This window comes from Hoeflea sp. 108 (assembly GCF_000372965.1).
Classification (GTDB): domain Bacteria; phylum Pseudomonadota; class Alphaproteobacteria; order Rhizobiales; family Rhizobiaceae; genus Aminobacter.
In genome coordinates this window covers 313,861-329,664 of record NZ_KB890024.1, presented here as the reverse complement: position 1 = coordinate 329,664, position 15,804 = coordinate 313,861, and the positions used below count along the sequence as shown (strand labels likewise).

Sequence of the window (15,804 nt, the reverse complement as noted above, 5' to 3'; positions counted from 1 at the left end):
TCAGTTCCCCAGCAAGATATTAAGGATCGACGTCTCGCGGCGCTGCGGCTGGCCGCCGACGTCGGCGGGCGGGACAGGTCGGCGGGCGCCGACATCGGCAGGCGGCACCGGCCGACCGATCGAAGCGGTTGGCTCTTCCGGCTGGACGGCGCGGTTGCCGGTGCCTGTGGCCTGCCGTTGTCCGACAGGCTGCGGAGGCGGCGGGAAGGCGTTCGCATCGAGTGGCTGGGCCGGCTGGTCGTCGGCGGCGACGTCGGGCGCGGCACCCTGCGAGGTCCAGTTGCCCGGCAAGGCGGCAACCGGCACGCCCTCATGGGCCGCGACCATGAATTCGTGCCAGGCGAGTGCGGGCAGTGCGCCGCCCGTCACCTTCTTCATCGGCTTGCCGTCATCGTTGCCGAACCAGACACCTGTCGTGAGGTTGGCGGTGAAGCCGACGAACCAGGCGTCGCGCGAATTCTGGCTGGTGCCGGTCTTGCCGGCCGCCGGCCAGGCGAAGGCGGCCTTCTTGGCGGTGCCCTCCTCGACCGCGCCGGTCATCATCGCGTTCATCATGCCGACGACCTCAGGGCTTATGACGCGCGGGCCGCCACCTGAGGTGTTCTCATAGAGCACCTTGCCGTCGGCCGAGGTGATGCGCTTGATCAGGTGCACCTCGGGCCGGTAGCCACCATTGGCGAAGGGCACATAGGCGGCAGTCAGCTCAAGCGGCGTTACTTCGGAGGTGCCGAGCGAAATCGAGACATTGGGCTGGAGGTCGGATTCGATGCCCATGCGGTGAGCTGCCTCGACGACCGAGTTGGGTCCGACTTCCATGGCAAGTTGCGCGGCAACCGAATTCAGCGACTTGGCCAGCGCCGTCTTCAGGGTCACCCGGCCAAAATATTTGCCGTTGTAGTTTTCCGGCGTCCATTTGCCGATCTTGATCGGCGCATCGTTGCGAACGCTGTCGGGCGTGCGCCCCTGTTCGAGCGCCGCCATGTAGACGAAGGGCTTGAAGGCCGAGCCCGGCTGTCGCCGCGCCTCGGAGGCGCGATCGAACTGGCTGGTCGAATAGTCATAGCCGCCGACCATTGCACGGATGGCACCGGAATTGTCGATCGATACCAGCGCGCCCTGGCTGACATTGAGTTTCTGGCCGTTCTCGTCGATCAGCCGGCGGATCGACTTCTCGGCTAGGTCCTGCAGCGTCATGTCAACCGTCGTGTCGACGACGATGTCGGAGCGCACTTCGCCGATGAGACCCGGCAGTTCCTCCATCACCCGGTCGGCGACGTAGTTTTCGGATCCGGTCCAGAACGAGGCGACACGGGTCGCCGGCGCATTCATCGCGTTGGTGAGTTCCTTGTCGCCGATCATACCCTGGTCGCGCATCGCCGCGAGCACCAGCTGGGCGCGGTCGCCGGCAGCCTTTGGATCACGGGCCGGCGACAGGCGCGACGGCGCCTTGAGCAGGCCCGCGAGCAGCGCCGCCTCTGCCAACGTCACGTCACGGGCCGACTTGCCGAAATAGCGCCGGGAGGCAGCCTCGACGCCATAGGAGCCCGAACCGAAGAACACGCGGTTTAGGTACATTTCGAGGATCTGGTCCTTGGTGTGCTTCTGCTCGAGCCACAAGGCGAGCAGCACCTCCTGGACTTTGCGCTCGAGCGTTCGGTCGGGGGTGAGGAACAGGTTCTTGGCGAGCTGCTGGGTCAGCGTCGAGCCGCCCTGGGTGAAACGGCCATGCAGGAAGCGGGTCGATACCGCGCGCGCCAAGCCTATCGGGTCGAAGCCGAAATGCGAATAGAAACGCTTGTCCTCGATGGCGATCACCGCCTGTGGGATATAGGGCGACATCTCGTGCAGGCCGACGGCCTCGCCGCCGGTCATGCCACGATTGGCGACCAGGCGGCCGTCAACGCCGACGATCTTGATGTTGGGCGAGCGATCGGGAATGGCCCAGGTCGTGGCGCTAGGCATCTGGGCGCCGTAATAGATGACGATGCCTGCAGCGGCGATGCCGCCCCAGATCGCCAGCACGAAGCACCAGTAGACCATACGACCAAGGATGCCGAACAGGCCGCGCCTGGGCTTTTTCGATCGCCCCCGACCGCGCTCGGACGTCCCGGCCTTCGACGATTTGCGCTTGGTAGGCTGCTTGCGGCGGGTGGGCACGACGCGATCCTCTTCGCGGACCGAAAGGACATCGTCGTCCGCATCCTCATGCGCCTCACCGAAGCTAGGCTCGATGCGTCTGTCGTTCCGGTTCGCCATGTCTAAAGTCCGGCCCCCATGCCAATGGCGTTCCGGTTGGACAGTAAATGCGGCGATTTAAGGGGGCGTTAAGCCTCCCCTGGCAGCGAACGGCCGGGATCAACAGCTTGTGTGGCCAGCCAAGGCAGCCGCTCGGGCTAGACGAGAGCCTGAGCGCTCGGTCGACCGCGACAGGCCGCCGCCATGGACGACCAGCGTCAGCGTCATTGCTGCCAAGGGCACATGGAAATCGCCCAGCCGTCTGGAACGGTCAGCTGGATGACGCGGTCATGGCGAGGATGCCGAGGGCGGCAAAGCGTGTGCCGGGCCCGAGCACCGGCAGGATCGGCCGCACGATCTCGCCGACGCCTGACAGCGTCGCCATCAGGATCGGCGCTGGTTGCCGAATATGTGCAGGCTGAACTCCTGCTGGCGGGAGCCGTGGCCGGACTGCTCGCCGGCAGCATCGCTGCCAGCTTCTACACCGCCCACTGGTTCAACGACTCGCCGCTGTTCGTGGCCACCCGGTACACGCTGGCGGTGGCGATTCTGGCAGCCGCGGGCGCAATGGCGGGACGGTGTCGCTGAGGTGGCAGATTCCTTCAGGTGTGCACCGGCACCTGAGAAAATCAAAAGCCGTCGGCTTGCCTGCCGACGGCTTTTGCGACCGCTATGGGCCCTTTACTGCGGGATCGGATCGGGGCGCGGGTCGTTGGGCCTGTCGGGCTTCGGACGATCCGGCTTGTCGCTGCCGCCCTTGTAGCAGGGGCTCGACGGGTTGTTGCGATCACAGCAGTTGCTGCTTTCGAGATAGATCTGCTTCTTCGGCTTCCACTCGCAATGCCGGATCTCTGTCGACTGGCACGCCGTGACGACGGACGCTGTCGCAACCGCCAGAAGGATGTTCCTCAATGCACTCATCGTTTTCTCCTTTTGGGCTCGATTGCCCGTCCACAGCGATTGGTCGCTGTGGCGCGGAGAAAGGTTCAAAGGGCAGAGAAGATTTTTTGGGCGCGGCAGCAACACGCGGGAAAATTCCATCCGGCCGGGCCGGCCGTGCGGTCCAACCCATGCAGGGCTTCGCAACAGCCCCAGCGGCAGTCGCGCGTAGACACGTCTAGAGAGGCGGCGGCAAACAGAGTTCTACGGGCCTGTCGTCTTCGCCAGCGCCGCCGAGATATGCTCGCGCAACACCTCGGCGATATCGGCGTGCATGTGCAGGCGTACCCGGCCGCCACGCGCATCGATCAGCATCAGCGCGACGCCGTCGAGCTTGTCGTCGCGGGCATGCTCGACCGCCGTAACCAGGAATTCGTGGGTGTCCTTCTCCGACCTGTCGGCCATGGGTCTTCTCCCCGGCAGATGAACGCCCGAGAATACGCCTATTCTTCCTCGTCGTCCTGATCTTTGCCGCCGGGCGCGGCCCAGGAATGCGGCTCGATGCGCTTCTGCGTTTCGCTGTCGACATAGGCCCACCAGCCTTCGTCGCTTGCGTCCCACTGCCCGCCGGCGGCCTGGAGCCGCGACAGCGAGCGATACTGGGCAATGGATTCGTTCTCCTGGCCGTCGCGGTCGGTCCAGTAGACGGTGATCTTCGAGCCGTCCCTGGGTGCGGTGGCGATGGGCTTCTTGGTGCTCATTCGATTTCCCTTGGATGAAATGGAAGAATGCGCAGCATCAGCCACCGCCGGCCGCGCGGCAAGACCGGTCAGCGACGGGCCACCAGCGCGGCCACCAGGCCAAGCAGGGCGACGCCGACGAGGGCTGTGGCCAACGGATTGTCCTGCGCCGTCTTCTGCGCCACCCGAGCCTGCCTGCGAATCCCGGGCATGGCATCGGCGAAGCGGCCGTGCAGGTCGTCATACAGTTCGGCAGCACTGTCGCGACCTTCGGCAAGGGCTGCCGCACTGCGCTTCGACATGGCCTTGGTAAGCTGCGCCACCTGCTTGTTCAGCTGGGCAACCTGCTCTTCGAGGTCGTTCTGGATTTCTTCGCGGGTCGAAGCCATTTGTGCGTCCTTTGCTGACGCGTTGCCCCGATGGATCGATATCCAGCCGGGCCGCGCGCGGATTCAAATTGCTGCGGCACCGGGTTTCATGTCCCAAGAGGACGTAGGGCGCGCCGCAGACACGACGCAGCCCAAACGGGCGAACGGGCCGGTTCGTTCCATCGACCAGCCCAGACCTTGGCGCACCATGCGTCCGGATGGACGCGTCAGGGGTGCTCCAGGTGTTGAATTCACGCCTCGAAGTTTTTCGGAAACCGTTTCCGATTTCCGGACCGATGCGCCAGGTCAGCTGTGGGCGAAAATGTCCTCTTCACCCCAGCCCATCAGGTCGAGCTTGGCGCGCGTGGGCAGGAAGCGGAAGCAGGCCTCGGCCTCCCTGGCGCGGCCCTCGCGCTCCAGCCGGCCAGCGAGCACGTCGCGCAGGCGGTGCAGGTAGAGCACGTCGGAGGCGGCATATTCCAACTGCTCCGGCGACAGCGTCTCGGCGGCCCAGTCCGACGACTGCTGCTGCTTGGACAGCGACACGCCCAGAAGCTCGTTGCAGATGTCCTTGAGGCCGTGGCGATCGGTGTAAGTGCGGGTCAGGCGCGAGGCGATCTTGGTGCAGAACACCGGCTCGGCCATCACGCCGAAGGCATTGTAAAGCACGGCGATGTCGAAGCGGCCGAAATGGAACAGCTTCGTCACCTTGCGGTTCTTCAGGAGTGCCGTGAGGTTCGGCGCCTTCTTCTGGCCCGGCGCGATCTGGATGACGTCGGCGGTGCCGTCGCCCGGCGAAATCTGGACGACGCAGAGGCGGTCACGATGCGGGTTCAGGCCCAGCGTCTCTGTGTCGATGGCAACGGCGTCGACATCGTAATGCGTAAGGTCTGGAAGGTCGTGCTTGTGGAAGCGGATGGTCATGCGTGTCTCCGATCGCGGCTTGGCTTCTCACTTGCCGCGATCGGAGGAAAAATCAATAGAAACCTCGGTTTCTACCTCACTTGCGGGTGAGCGCCTCGAGAATGCGCGCCCAGGACCGCTGGCCCTTGTGGAACGAGGCCAGGTCGTATTTCTCGTTGGGCGAGTGGATGCGATCGTCAGGCAGGGCGAAACCGACCAGCAGCGACTCCATGCCGAGGAAGGTCTGGAAGTCGCCGACGATCGGGATCGAGCCGCCCATGGCGAGCATCACGGCCGGCTTCGGCCACTCATCCGACAGTGCGTCCTTGGCCTTGGCGAGGAAGGGCGAGTCGTAGGACAGCTGGATCGCCGGCGAGCCGCCATGCTCGTGGAACTCGACGCTGCAGTCGGCTGGAATGCGCGCACGCACGAACTCGCGGAAGGCGGCGCGGATCTTCTCGGGGTTCTGCTTGTGCACGAGGCGGAACGACACCTTGGCCGACGCTTCCGCCGCGATCACCGTCTTGAAGCCCTTGCCGGTGTAGCCGCCTGATATGCCGTTGAACTCGGCGGTCGGACGCGCCCAGGTCAGCTCGAGCACCGAGCGGCCCTTTTCGCCCGATGGGATCGACAGGCCGATCTCGCCGAGGAAGTTTTCCGCCGTCTCGCCGAGGGTTTCCCACGACTTCAGCACCTGAGAGGGCGTTTCTTCGACGCCGTCGTAGAAGCCCGGGATCGTGACGCGACCGTTGTCGTCGTGGATGTCGGCGAGAACCTTGGCGAGGATACGCACCGGGTTGGCGGCAGCGCCGCCATACTCGCCCGAATGCAGGTCGCGGTTGGCGGCGTGAACGATCACCTCTTCGCCGACAAGGCCGCGCAGACCGACGCAGATGGCCGGCGTCTGGCGATCCCACATGCCGGTGTCGCAGACCATGGCAAAATCGGCCTTCAGTTCCTCGGCATTGGCCTCGAGGAACGGCTTCAACGACGGCGAGCCGGACTCTTCCTCGCCCTCGAACAGCAGGGTGATCTCGCACGGCAGGCCGCCATGCACCTCTTTCCAGGCGCGGCATGCTTCGACGAACAGCATCAGCTGGCCCTTGTCGTCGGACGAGCCGCGGCCGGTGATGACCTTGATGCCGCCTGCGATCTCCTTGATCTTGGGATCGAAGGGATCATCTTCCCAGAGGTTAAGCGGATCGACCGGCTGGACGTCGTAATGGCCGTAGAACAGCACATGCGGCGAGCCGGCAGGGCCGGCATGGTGGGCGACGACCATCGGATGGCCCGTCGTATCGCGCACGCTGGCGTCGAAGCCGATGGTCTTGAGGTCGGCGACCAGCCACTCGGCGGTCTTGCGGCAGTCGGCTGAGAAGGCCGGGTCGGTGGAGATCGACTTGATGCGGAGCAGCTCGAACAGGCGCTCCAGGCTCTGGTCGAGATTCTTGTCGAGACGATCGAGAACGGGTGCGACAGCGGACATGTGGGTGCCTTTCGATTCTTCTGCGGCGCAAACTAGTGGCCGAAGAGAAAAACGCAAAGCGGGCAGGATTGGGCCAGAGGCCGGCGCAGGGAAAGGGGAACCGCTGAACTCCGGACAAAAAAGTGCCGCCGTGGTGGAGGGGTGGCCACGGCGGCACATTTCAAAACGGTGCGGCAGCCCGGAGAGGGGGATGAGGCTGCCGCAGGGTCCGGATAGGCGGGGGACGGGCCTGAGACCGGACTTCGGCAAAAACTGCCGATGACTGCTATTTGTGGCCGCGAACGTGGCGATTCAAGGGCACGAAGATTACACTTTCGTAACATACCCGTGATCGGAAGCCTCGGCCCGTTTCTTCCTGACATCAACCTGCCGAGTGCCGCAGCCAATGTCAGCTGCGTAGTCCTCGCCTTTGCAGAACAGCTGCAGGACGCTTAGTTTCCGGCAAATCAAACCAACAGTGGAATGACCGATCCATGCCCCTGCATGTCCGACCCGCCCAACCGCAAGACGCAAGCGCGATGGCGCGAATCCTCAATGAAATCATCGAGATCGGCGGAACGACAGCACACCGCGAGCATTTCGACGAGCAGCGCATCATCAGCTACTTCATCGCGCCAAAACTCGGAATCAGCTGCTTCGTGGCGTTGGAAGGCGAGCAGGTTTTGGGGTTCCAGTCGCTCGAATGGTCCGACCCTGACTGGCCAGGCGACAAGCTGCCGTCGGACTGGGCCATTGTCGCCACCTTCGTCGATCCGCGCGTGCACAAGAAGGGCGCCGGACGGGCGCTGTTCGCCAACACGCTGGAAGCCGCCAGAAAAGCAGGCGCCAGCTTCATCGACGCCACCATTCGCAAGGAAAACACCGGCGGACTGGCGTTCTACCAGGGGATGGGCTTCACCGACTATCGGGAAGGCCCGGAAACCATCTCCAAGCGTCTCGCGCCAAACTGAACGGCTGGGAAGACGTTCCGCCGCTCATTGTCCCGAAATTCGGCAGAGTTGTTTGCGGATTTAGAAACTTATCGCCTGGCAGCCGATCGATATTCTCCCTCTGGACGGTATGGGAGAAGAACCGAAATGATCACAACTGCACAGGCGAAAGACGCCGCAGAGCAATATCGCGAGGAAGGTTATGCCATCGTCCGCGGCTTCGTCGATGGCGACGACCTGGTGCGGCTGCGCAAGGAGACGCAGGCCGTCTATGAAGAGGGCCTGCGCCATCACGCCACCTTCCGGCATGGCAACCTGAACTTCCAGGTCCTGCCCGAGACACATTTCGACAAGCGCTACGTGCTACAGGCTTACTGGTTCTCGTGGATCAACCGGTATTTCGAGGAGTTCCGGCGCAACGCCGACTATCTCAAGCTGCTTGAAGGGCTGATCGGGCGCGACATCAAGCAGATCGCCCAGCAGCTCCACTGGAAGCCGCCGGGCGCCAATCTTACCGGCTACCGCTTCCACCAGGACATCCGCTTCCGCAACCAGGCCGACTTCGACGCCATCGTCGAGTCGACCGTCACCACCGGACTGGCCGTCGACCGCGCCACAGTGGAGAACGGTTGCCTCCAGGTCGTCCCCGGCAGCCACAAGCTCGGCTATCTCGGACTGTCCGACGAGGGCCACGGCCAGCTGATGAAGGGGGTTACTGCGGAATCGGAGCTGGTCGCCGTCGGTATCGACCCCGCCAACATCGTTTCGCTTGAACTCGAGCCGGGCGACCTCGCCATGTGGAACCTTTTGACCGTGCATGGATCGGCCGCCAACAAATCCGCTCACGACCGGGCGTTCGCGCTGTCGAGCTACGTCCGAGCCGACTCTACCTCCAGAGGCGAATGGGCGTTCAAGGACGGTGTCTCCATGCCGCTCGGCGACAAGCCCAAGCTCTGCAAATACGAGCGGCTCTTCGAGGATCCCGGCCCGTCATACGACACCACCGCGTGGTGGAACTAAGTCCAGCAAACCCCAGAGGCCGCGTTCCCCGACGCGGCCTTCAGGCTATGAGGTCGGAGGAAAGCTCGCGCATGAGGAAATCCACAAACGCCCGCACCTTGGCCGCCACGTAGGTCCGGTGCGGATAGAGCGCATAGATCGGGCTGGACTCCGGCCTGAACTCTTCGAGCAGCGCCTCGAGCGCGCCCGACGCTATGGCCTTGTCGACCAGCAGGCTCGGCAGGTTGCCGATGCCGAAGCCGGCAAGGGTCATCTGATAGGCAGCTTCGATGTGATTGGTCGACACGCGCCCCCTGACCGGCGCCGAAAACGGCCCGTCCGGTCCCTGGAACGGCCAGCTCCCGAGCCGCTTGGCGAAATTGCTCAAGACACAGGAATGCTGGGCCAGTTCACCAGGATGTTGCGGACGGCCATGGCGATCCCAGTATTCGGGCGTGGCACACACATAGTTGCGCACTTCGCCGAGGCGTTTGGCGATCAATGCGGAATCGTTCTGTTCGCCAAAGCGGATGGCGACGTCGAACCCTTCTTCCACGATGCCGACGACGTAGCGCGAGGTCAGGTGCAGCTCGATGGAGGCCTGCGGATTTTCGTCGAGGAATTTCGGCACCAGCCTGGTGACCCGGGTGTGTGCGAGCACATTGGAGCAGGACACCTTGATCGAGCCGCGGGTATCGCGATGCAGGCCTCTGGTCGCGTCGCGCAACTCGTCCAGGTCGTCGAGAAGAGCGCGCGCGCGGGTCGCATATTCCCTGCCCGCTTCTGTCAGGCTGAGCCGGCGTGTGGTGCGGTTGATCAGCCTGACGCCAAGATCGTCCTCCAACTCCTTGATGTAGCGGCTGACGGCCGTCGTCGACATCGTCAGGTCGTCGGCCGCCGCCGTCAGGCTGCCCAGCAGCGCCACCCGGTCGAACACCTTCATGGCAGTCACAAGGTTCATGCCGTTCCTCTGCGAATTTCACATCCGGCCGGTCGCAATCGATCGGCGGCACACCTGAATACCCGGCATAACAACAACGAACCCGGCCGGGCACTATCGGAACAACGACATACTGAACGATTACAATGGGAGAGAAACAAATGAAGACCAAAGACCTTCATCCGGCAATCGGGAAATTCCTGCGCGACGTGGACAGCGGCGGCATGCATCGCCGCGAATTCCTCAGCCTGGCCAGCGCCTTCGGCGCCTGCACCGCGGTTGCTTATTCGCTGCTGGGACTGGCTGCGCCAGGTGGCGGGGTGGCCCGCGCCGCAACCCCGCAACGCGGCGGCACGCTGCGCATCGCCATGCAGGTGATGGCGCTGGAGGATCCGCGCAAGTTCAGCGTCTCTCAGATGGGCAACATCGCCATGCAGTTCCTCGAACCGCTGGTTCGCTGGAACTCCGATTTCACCTTCCGACCGATGCTGCTCGAAAGCTGGTCGATCAATGACGACGCCACGGAATACACGCTGAACGTCCGCAAGGGCGTGAAGTGGTCAAATGGCGACGACTTCACCGCCGAAGACGTGGTGTTCAACATCACCCGCTGGTGCGACAAGGACGCTCCGGGCAATTCGATGGCCGGGCGCATGGGTGCGCTGATCGATCCGGCGACGAAGAAGGCGATCGAAGGGGCCATTACCGCGCCCGACGCCCATAAAGTCGTGCTCAAGCTGGCGCGGTCGGACGTCACGATCATTCCGGCGATGACGGACTACCCCGCGCTGATCGTCCACCGCGACTTCGACAGGAGCGGTGAGATGCTGTCGGCCCAGCCCATCGGCACCGGACCGTTCGAGCTGACCGGCATCGACGTCGGCGTCAAGGCATCGGTCAAGCGGCGGCCCGACGGCGCGTGGTGGGGCGGCGAGGTTTATCTCGACGGCATAGAATGGATCGACTACGGCACCGACTCGGCTGCCACCATTTCGGCGTTCGAGTCCGGCGAGGTCGATCTCAATGGCCAGACCCAGACCAACGACGTCGATATCCTCGACGGGCTCGGGCTGAAGCGTTCGGAGATCGTAACGGCAACGACAATCGTCGCCCGCACCAACGTCAATGTAGAACCCTACAACGACCAGCGCGTCCGCAAGGCTATCCAGCTTGCCGTCGACAACGAGACGGTGCTGAAGCTCGGCGCCAACGGCCACGGCATCGCTGCCGAGAACCACCATGTCGGGCCGATGCATCCTGATTATGCGCCGCTGCCGCCGGTCAAGCGCGACATCGAAAAGGCAAGGGTGTTGCTGGCCGAGGCCGGCAAGCTCGACTTCGAGTTCAACCTGATCTCGGTCGACGGCGACTATCGCAAGGAGAGTTCCGACGTCATCGCCCAGCAGATGCGTGAAGCGGGCTTCAAGGTCAAACGCACGCTCATCCCTGAATCGGCCTTCTGGAACGACTGGACCAAATATCCGTTCTCGACCACCAACTGGAACGCGCGGCCATTGGGAATCCAGACCCTGGCGCTCGCCTACCAGACCGGCAATGCCTGGAACGAGTCGGGCTTCTCCAATCCCGAGTTCGACGCCAAGCTCAAGGAAGCGAACGCCATCGGCGACTCGGACAAGCGCAAGCAGATCATGGGCGAGTTGCAGGCGATCCTGCAGGGGTCCGGTGTGATCGTGCAGCCTTTCTGGCGCAAGCTCTTTGCCCATATGCGCCCGAACGTAATGGGCTACCAGATCCACCAGGCCTACGACCAGCATTTCGACCAGACGTGGATCGACCAGGCCTAGTGTCTGATCGTGCCTGACGACGGCTCCGGAGACAGCAGCTCCGGGGTCGCCAGCGCCTCCAACGCCCGCGCGACTGCTCCTGCATTCAGCGGGCAGCGCGTACAGGTCCCGGTGCAACCCGGTTTGCGGACGGTCGAAGCCGCCTTTGCCATCTCGCTGCGATGCAATCGAGTTTCTTGGCACATTCCCGCTTGCTCCTGCGCTTTTCCCGGGAAAATCCTATCGCGACGGCAGGCGATGATAAGCGGCGGAAGGCGCAAACGACTGTCCCGAAAAATGGGATAGTGTGGAAAGCGTCAGCTGACGGCATGAGTGGGCGCTTCGGAGCCGCCTTGACCATGGACAGCGCGGCTGCGCCAAGTTACCCGTATCGCCATGAAAAAAGGCGATCATCTCTTCCTTGTCGACGGCTCCGGCTACATCTTCCGTGCCTATCACGCGCTGCCGCCGCTCACCCGCAAATCCGACGGACTGCCCACCAATGCGGTCCTCGGTTTCTGCAACATGGTGTGGAAGCTGATGCAGGACGCACGCAACACCGATGTTGGCGTCACGCCCACCCATTTCGCCGTTATCTTCGACTATTCGTCGAAGACCTTCCGCAACGAGCTGTACCCCGAATACAAAGCCAACCGCTCGGCCCCGCCCGAGGACCTGATCCCACAATTCGGACTGATCCGGCATGCGACCCGAGCCTTCGACCTGCCCTGCATCGAGATGGAAGGTTTTGAGGCCGACGACCTGATCGCCACCTATGCCCGCCTCGCCCGCGAGGCCGGCGGCGACGCCACCATCATCTCTTCGGACAAGGATTTGATGCAGCTCGTTGGCGAGACGGTGTCGATGTACGACCCGATGAAGGATCGGCAGATCAACATCCCCGAAGTTATCGAAAAGTGGGGCGTACCGCCTGAGAAGATGATCGACCTGCAGGCGCTGACCGGCGACTCCGTCGACAACGTCCCCGGCGTGCCAGGCATCGGCCCGAAGACCGCTGCACAGCTGCTCGAGCAGTTCGGCGATCTCGACACGCTTCTCGCCCGCGCCTCCGAGATCAAGCAGGACAAGCGCCGCCAGTCGATCATCGACAACGCTGACAAGGCGCGCATCAGCCGCGAGCTGGTGAAGCTGAAGAACGACGTGCCGGTCACCGAAGGCCTCGATGCATTCGCTCTGCAGCCACCTGACGGCGCGCGGCTGATTTCCTTCCTCAAGGCGATGGAGTTCACCACGCTGACGCGGCGCGTCGCCGAGGCCACCGGCGCCGACGCCGGCGCGATCGAGCCCGCCTATGTGCCGGTCGAACGCGGCGACGACGCACACGGACCGGACGTGGGTTCGGGTGCTGCTCCTGCTGCGCCAGCGACGACCGTTCCGGCCACAGCTGCCGACGTGGCTGCAGCAACGCCCGTCGCGACCGTCGCCGCCGATGGGGACACTCCCACAGCCCTCGCCAACAAGCTCGCAGAGGCTGCCGCGGCGGAAAAATTCGACCACAGCGCTTATGTCACGATCCGCGACCTCGCCACGCTGAAAGCCTGGGTCAACGAGGCGGCCGAGGCCGGCGTCATCGCCTTCGACACCGAGACCACTTCGCTCGACCCGATGCAGGCCGAGCTCGTCGGCTTCTCTCTCGCCACCGCACCAGGGCGCGCCGCCTATGTGCCGCTTGGTCACAAAAGCGGCCGCGACGACCTGCTTGGCGGCGGGCTGGTCGAGAACCAGATCCCGATGCGCGAGGCGATCGCAGCACTCAAGCCGCTGCTCGAGGACGCCTCCGTGCTCAAGGTGGCGCAGAACCTTAAGTACGATCTGGTGCTGATGAACCGCTACGGCATCGACGTGCACTCGTTCGACGACACGATGCTGATCTCCTACGTGCTCGACGGCGGCACCAATGGCGGCCACGGCATGGACTCCTTGTCGGAAAAATGGCTCGGCCACACGCCGATCCCGTTCAAGGACGTGGCCGGCTCCGGCAAGAGCTTCATCGGTTTCGACCAGGTCGACATCGCCAAGGCGTCGGCCTATGCCAGCGAAGATGCCGACGTGACGTTGCGGCTGTGGCGCGTGCTCAAGCCGCGCCTAGCCGCCAAGGGCCTGGTCTCGGTCTATGAGCGCCTGGAGCGACCGCTGGTGCCGGTTCTGGCGCGCATGGAACAGCGGGGCATCTCGGTCGACCGCCAGATCTTGTCGCGGCTGTCGGGCGAACTCGCCCAGGGCGCTGCGCGGCTCGAAGACGAGATCAACAGCATCGCCGGCGAGCGCTTCAACATCGGTTCGCCCAAGCAGCTCGGCGACATCCTGTTCGGCCGCATGGGCCTGCCCGGCGGCACCAAGACCAAGACCGGTCAGTGGTCGACCTCGGCCCAGGTGCTGGAAGACCTCGCCGCCGAAGGCCATGAGCTGCCGCGCAAGATCGTCGACTGGCGCCAGCTGACCAAGCTGAAATCGACCTACACCGACGCGCTGCCCGGCTTCATCAACCCCGAGACCAAGCGCGTCCACACCTCCTACGCGCTGGCCGCCACCACCACCGGCCGCCTGTCGTCGTCGGACCCGAACCTGCAGAACATTCCGATCCGCACGGCCGAAGGCCGCAAGATCCGCACCGCCTTCATCGCCGACAAGGGCAACAAGCTGATCTCGGCCGACTACAGCCAGATCGAACTGCGCGTGCTCGCCCATGTCGCCGACATCGCCCAGCTGAAGCAGGCCTTCGCCGACGGCGTCGACATTCATGCCATGACGGCATCCGAAATGTTCTCGGTGCCGGTCGAGGGCATGCCGTCGGAAGTGCGCCGTCGCGCCAAGGCGATCAATTTCGGCATCATCTACGGCATCTCGGCTTTCGGCCTCGCCAACCAGCTGTCGATCCCGCGCGAGGAAGCCTCCGATTACATCAAGAAGTATTTCGAGCGCTTCCCAGGCATCCGCGCCTACATGGACGAGACCAAGGCGTTCTCCCGCGACAAGGGTTATGTCGAGACCATCTTCGGCCGCCGCATCCACTACCCCGAAATCCGCTCCTCCAACCCGTCGGTGCGTGCCTTCAACGAACGCGCCTCGATCAATGCCCGCCTGCAGGGGACGGCCGCCGACATCATCCGCCGCGCCATGATCCGCATCGAGGGCGCGTTGTCCGAGGCCAAGCTGTCGGCACGCATGCTGTTGCAGGTGCACGACGAACTGATCTTCGAGACCGTCGAGGACGAGGTCGAGGCGACGATCCCCGTCGTCCGCCACGTCATGGAAAACGCCGCCATGCCGGCTGTGTCGATGTCGGTGCCTCTGCATGTCGACGCCAACGCCGCCGACAGCTGGGACGAGGCGCACTGAGATGGAGTTCGCGACGTCGTCCAGCCTGTCGACGTTGCTGTCCTTCGCCCTGACGTCGCTCATCATCGAGCTGACGCCGGGGCCGAACATGACCTATCTGGCACTGGTGTCGGCGGGCGAAGGTCGCCGTGCCGGCTTCGCCACAGTAGCAGGCATCGCGCTCGGCCTTGCCATCGTCGGCGTTGTGGCAGCGCTCGGCGTCACCGAACTGATCCACACTTCGACCCTGCTCTACGAAGGCCTGCGCTGGGGTGGCGTCCTGTTCCTGCTCTACCTGGCCTATGAAGGCTGGCGCGGCCCAGGCGAGGCCGTGCCCGAAGGCGGAGACGCCGACCGGCGCTACTTCACCCGCGGGCTGGTGACCAACCTGCTCAATCCCAAGGCGGCGATCTTCTACGTCGCCGTGCTGCCGACCTTCATCGTCGCCGATCGCCCGGTGCTGTCGCAGACACTGACGCTGACCGCCATCTACGTCGCGGTCGCGACAATCATCCATTTCCTGATCGTGGTGCTGGCCAGCCAGCTCGAGCCGCTGCTCAACAACCCCAGGATCGAAAAGATCGCGCGACGGGGGCTGTCGGCGCTGCTTGCGGCCGTTGCGATCTGGTTCGCGTTTTCGACGGCGCGCTAGCGCCCGGAGCGGTTCGCAAAGGGCAACCGCGTATTTTCCCGGAATTGATCAGGCGGCAATCGCCGCGCATTTGGCGCAGGTGCCGCGGAATTCGATGACCGCCTTCTTGGCGACAAAGCCGGTCGAGCCGACCCAGTCGTCAAGGCGCTTGCCGATCAGCTCGTCCGAAATCTCGGTGACCTGGCCGCAATTGTCACAGATGGCAAAGGCCGTCATGCGGTGGTTGTGGTGGCTGTGGTCGTGCGGCTCGGCGCAGGCGACGAAGGCGTTGAGGCTTTCGAGGCGGTGTACGAAGCCGTCCTTCACCAGAACCTCGAGCGCACGGTAAACCTGCAGCGGGGCACGAAAACCGTCGTCGCGCAGCTGGTCAAGCAGCATGTAGGCGCTGAGCGGCCCGCTCGCCACTTCGAGCTTTCCGAGCACCTTCTGCTGGTTCTTCGTCAGCGTAGCCCGCGCCGCCATGCTTTTACCTTTCCCTGCCCGGCGCAAACCGGGCGGCACCTTTCCATGCCGGCAAATGCTGCCTCATGGAACAATCCTTCGCCCCAAT

General features: G+C 63.9%; 15 protein-coding genes and 1 pseudogene. 6 read left to right on the top strand and 10 right to left on the bottom strand.

Annotated elements, in window-relative coordinates; all coding sequences use genetic code 11:
- Complete coding sequence (locus tag B015_RS0101605) at positions 1–2,256, bottom strand: transglycosylase domain-containing protein (protein ID WP_018425900.1); 2,256 nt, start codon at positions 2,254–2,256, stop codon at positions 1–3.
- A gap of 250 nt (positions 2,257–2,506) precedes the next feature.
- A complete protein-coding gene (locus B015_RS34130) occupies positions 2,507–2,620 on the bottom strand; it encodes a DoxX family membrane protein (RefSeq protein ID WP_018425899.1) in 114 nt (37 codons plus the stop codon).
- A gap of 44 nt (positions 2,621–2,664) precedes the next feature.
- Between B015_RS34130 and B015_RS33750 the strand changes: the two are divergent.
- Positions 2,665–2,823, top strand: a pseudogene (locus tag B015_RS33750) (NrsF family protein); the annotation flags it as partial.
- 93 nt (positions 2,824–2,916) lie between these two features.
- On the opposite strand, the gene B015_RS0101590 reads toward B015_RS33750, so the two are convergent.
- The 6 genes from B015_RS0101590 to B015_RS0101565 form a co-directional block, all read right to left on the bottom strand.
- Complete coding sequence (locus B015_RS0101590) at positions 2,917–3,156, bottom strand: hypothetical protein (protein WP_157632666.1); 240 nt, start codon at positions 3,154–3,156, stop codon at positions 2,917–2,919.
- A 222-nt stretch (positions 3,157–3,378) separates the two neighbouring features.
- Positions 3,379–3,579 (bottom strand): hypothetical protein, encoded by a 201-nt coding sequence (locus B015_RS0101585; RefSeq protein WP_018425896.1) that lies wholly within the window; start codon positions 3,577–3,579, stop codon positions 3,379–3,381.
- 38 nt (positions 3,580–3,617) lie between these two features.
- Positions 3,618–3,875 (bottom strand): hypothetical protein, encoded by a 258-nt coding sequence (locus B015_RS0101580; protein WP_018425895.1) that lies wholly within the window; start codon positions 3,873–3,875, stop codon positions 3,618–3,620.
- Positions 3,876–3,943: 68 nt separating this feature from the next.
- Positions 3,944–4,243 (bottom strand): hypothetical protein, encoded by a 300-nt coding sequence (locus tag B015_RS0101575; RefSeq protein ID WP_018425894.1) that lies wholly within the window; start codon positions 4,241–4,243, stop codon positions 3,944–3,946.
- 285 nt (positions 4,244–4,528) lie between these two features.
- Positions 4,529–5,146: a ribonuclease D gene (locus tag B015_RS0101570; RefSeq protein ID WP_018425893.1), complete on the bottom strand. Its 618-nt coding sequence runs from the start codon at positions 5,144–5,146 to the stop codon at positions 4,529–4,531.
- Positions 5,147–5,222: 76 nt separating this feature from the next.
- Positions 5,223–6,611: a M20/M25/M40 family metallo-hydrolase gene (locus B015_RS0101565; RefSeq protein WP_018425892.1), complete on the bottom strand. Its 1,389-nt coding sequence runs from the start codon at positions 6,609–6,611 to the stop codon at positions 5,223–5,225.
- A 518-nt stretch (positions 6,612–7,129) separates the two neighbouring features.
- Between B015_RS0101565 and B015_RS0101560 the strand changes: the two genes are divergently transcribed.
- Both B015_RS0101560 and B015_RS0101555 read left to right on the top strand, forming a co-directional pair.
- Positions 7,130–7,561 (top strand): GNAT family N-acetyltransferase, encoded by a 432-nt coding sequence (locus B015_RS0101560; RefSeq protein WP_018425891.1) that lies wholly within the window; start codon positions 7,130–7,132, stop codon positions 7,559–7,561.
- A gap of 126 nt (positions 7,562–7,687) precedes the next feature.
- Positions 7,688–8,560, top strand: a complete 873-nt coding sequence (locus B015_RS0101555; protein ID WP_018425890.1) for a phytanoyl-CoA dioxygenase family protein — start codon at positions 7,688–7,690, stop codon at positions 8,558–8,560.
- 40 nt (positions 8,561–8,600) lie between these two features.
- Here the strand turns inward: B015_RS0101555 and B015_RS0101550 are convergent, their stop codons facing one another.
- On the bottom strand, positions 8,601–9,500 hold the full coding sequence (locus tag B015_RS0101550) for a LysR family transcriptional regulator (RefSeq protein WP_018425889.1): 900 nt from the start codon (positions 9,498–9,500) through the stop codon (positions 8,601–8,603).
- A 140-nt stretch (positions 9,501–9,640) separates the two neighbouring features.
- Between B015_RS0101550 and B015_RS0101545 the strand changes: the two genes are divergently transcribed.
- From B015_RS0101545 to B015_RS0101535, 3 genes are all read left to right on the top strand, one after another.
- Entirely contained in the window at positions 9,641–11,284 is a 1,644-nt protein-coding gene (locus tag B015_RS0101545) for an ABC transporter substrate-binding protein (RefSeq protein ID WP_018425888.1), read from the top strand.
- Between the two features lie 375 nt (positions 11,285–11,659).
- The gene (gene polA, locus B015_RS0101540) at positions 11,660–14,623 is read left to right on the top strand and encodes a DNA polymerase I (protein ID WP_018425887.1); all 2,964 of its coding nucleotides are present in this window, start codon (positions 11,660–11,662) and stop codon (positions 14,621–14,623) included.
- 1 nt (position 14,624) lies between these two features.
- Positions 14,625–15,254 (top strand): LysE family translocator, encoded by a 630-nt coding sequence (locus tag B015_RS0101535; RefSeq protein WP_018425886.1) that lies wholly within the window; start codon positions 14,625–14,627, stop codon positions 15,252–15,254.
- 48 nt (positions 15,255–15,302) lie between these two features.
- Here the strand turns inward: B015_RS0101535 and B015_RS0101530 are convergent, their stop codons facing one another.
- On the bottom strand, positions 15,303–15,716 hold the full coding sequence (locus tag B015_RS0101530; RefSeq protein WP_018425885.1) for a Fur family transcriptional regulator: 414 nt from the start codon (positions 15,714–15,716) through the stop codon (positions 15,303–15,305).
- Positions 15,717–15,804: the final 88 nt, after the last annotated feature.